The 2,333-nt window shown below is 60.0% G+C and carries 2 protein-coding genes; both read left to right on the forward strand.

The window, feature by feature from the left end; genetic code table 11:
* A partial coding sequence (locus EOA85_RS32995; RefSeq protein ID WP_206523431.1) for an SGNH/GDSL hydrolase family protein occupies nucleotides 1-1,839 on the forward strand: 1,839 nt, incomplete at its 5' end.
* Nucleotides 1,840-1,882: 43 nt separating this feature from the next.
* On the forward strand, nucleotides 1,883-2,333 hold a 451-nt coding region (locus EOA85_RS33000; RefSeq protein WP_127212505.1), incomplete at its 3' end, for a DapH/DapD/GlmU-related protein.

The following is a 2,333-nucleotide window of genomic DNA, read 5'->3' on the forward strand; positions in this document are numbered from 1 at the left end:
CTTGGGCTGTACAACGTCACAGCAGGGCCGGTGGCGACTGATACTGGCGTTCGCGCCGCGACATCCTCCTTGATGTCGGCTGTTGAACTCATGATGATGATTCAGGGCCTCAGCCTCCCTACCACTAAAATGGTGGAATCCATCGGCTCAGGCGTCAGCCCGTCCGTCTACCGCTCATATTCTTTTGTTTCGGGAGACACCATTGAGCATGTCGTGATCGCGCGGGCCGGCGAACGGGCCATGCTCCAACTTATTCACACTGCCGCTGGCGCAGCATACACGGCCAACTTCAATCTCGAAGAAGGCGTGGTCGTAAGCACGTCCGGCGCGAACATCGTCAGTGCCAGCATCTCCGCCCTTGGGGGCGGCTGGTTCGAATGTAAAGCCGTTGTTCTGGTGGCGTCAAACGTCACCAATAACGTGCAGGCCCGCATGTCGGCGGCAGGCAATCTCCCCTATGCCGGGGACGGCACGAGCGGCCTGTACATTCGCAGCATCATGCTGCGCAGGCAGGGACTGACGGCCAACCTCTTCCCGAGCAGCGATCCGGCCAACGCAGCGTTCACCAAACAGAACGTCACGGTCACCCCTACGACCAGCCCAAATGCCCCATCGCTCATCACCCTCCCGGATACGGTCGAAGAACTCTACATTCGTGCGATTGGCCGCATGTCGGCGACGAAACTCGTCGAGCCGAGCGGATCGGCCAGCCCTTCGGTCTACCAAGCCAAGAGCGCGGTCTTGGGTGACGCCGTCGTCTGGAAGGTCATCGCCAAAAAGGCCGAACGCTATCGGCTCAACCTGTTCTCCAATAGCGCCGCGATCTTCAACTGCACGTTCGATCTCGAAAACGGCACCGCAAGCGGCACCGGTGCGAGCATCGTCGCGCTCGGCAATGGCTGGTATGAATGCACGGTCACTGTCACAGCGACGGCCTCGGCTTCGACGAACTGGCAGCATCGCATCTTCGCAGCCTCCGGTACGCACCCCTACGTCGGCGATGGCGCATCTGGTCTCTATGTTCAATCGTCCAAGCTCCACCTCAACGGCGGCGCGAACCTGTTTGGCGATTCTGAAAATCTCTCCACTTCCGCGTGGACCAAGAGCGCGGGGGTAACGACTGTCGCGAATGCAGCTCTTTACCTTGGCCTTCTGGCCAATGGGGCTGACATAGGTGGCGATCCTTACGAGGACGGTTCCACAGAACTGATCGCGCTGAAGTGGGCTGCGCTAGGCGACAGCATCACGATCGCCGGTTTTTATACCAGCGTCATAGCCAGCCAGACTAGGATGGTGCTGACAAACCTCGGCGTCAGCGGCGCGTCGCTCGGTCAGTCGACGACAGCATACGCGAGCTTCGGCATTTACAACCAGATTGCGAACATACCGGCAGACAGCGAGGTCGTCACAATCGCGGCAGGTATCAACGACTTCGGAGCCCAGGAGGTCGTCCTGGGTGTGCTGGGGCAGACCACGACGGCCACCTTCTACGGAGCTCTCTGGGCCGCCGTCGTCGCCATCAGGACTCAGGCACCGAACGCGAAGATCATTTTCTTCGTCCCGTACAGCGGCGACTCCACCCACGCCACCCACAGGATCATGAGGACCAACGGGCAGGGCAACACTCTGGATCAATTCATGAGGGCGGTGCGCGAGGTGGCCTTGCTGACCTCGTGCGCCTATCTGGATGTCGGCGGCGAGAGCGGCCTCGGCTACTTCATGCCTGCTTCATACACTTCAGACGGCCTCCACATTAACGCCGCGGGCGGCCTGAGGTACGGATCCTATTGCGTCGAGGGTCTTCGCCGTCTCTCGCGCGCGGGCTACTTTGGAGCGTGATCGCGTCTAGACCAGTCGGATCGTATATGGCAGACATTCGCCGATGCGCCTCTTCTCAGCTATCCTTGCAATTCGTCGTCGGTTTTGGTCTTGGATCGCCACCGGCGCAGCCAAGGAGAATGCCATCATCGGACCTCGAACGCGGTTCGGTGCCGGAGCCGAAATCTTTAACATCCATGGCGACCGTTCACGGGTGAAGATCGGAGCCGATAGCCATCTGGATGGGCATTTGCAGGTCTTCGCGCATGAAGGTCGAATTGAGATCGGGGACTGGTGTTACGTGGGAGCAGGATCAACGATCTGGTCATCTGATCCGGTCGGGATCAAGATTGGCAAAGGGGTGCTGGTTTCTTCGGGGGTTGCGATCCACGACACGAACTCGCATCCGATGGATCATGAGAAGCGTTTCGCACAGACAGTGGCGATTTTTCGGGCCGGCCATCCGCGCGCCGATCCGGGCATCCGTTCCGCCCCGGTCACTATCGGCGATGACG

It is taken from the genome of Mesorhizobium sp. M5C.F.Ca.IN.020.29.1.1 (assembly GCF_003997375.1).
In the GTDB taxonomy this organism is placed as follows: Bacteria; Pseudomonadota; Alphaproteobacteria; order Rhizobiales; family Rhizobiaceae; genus Mesorhizobium; species Mesorhizobium wenxiniae.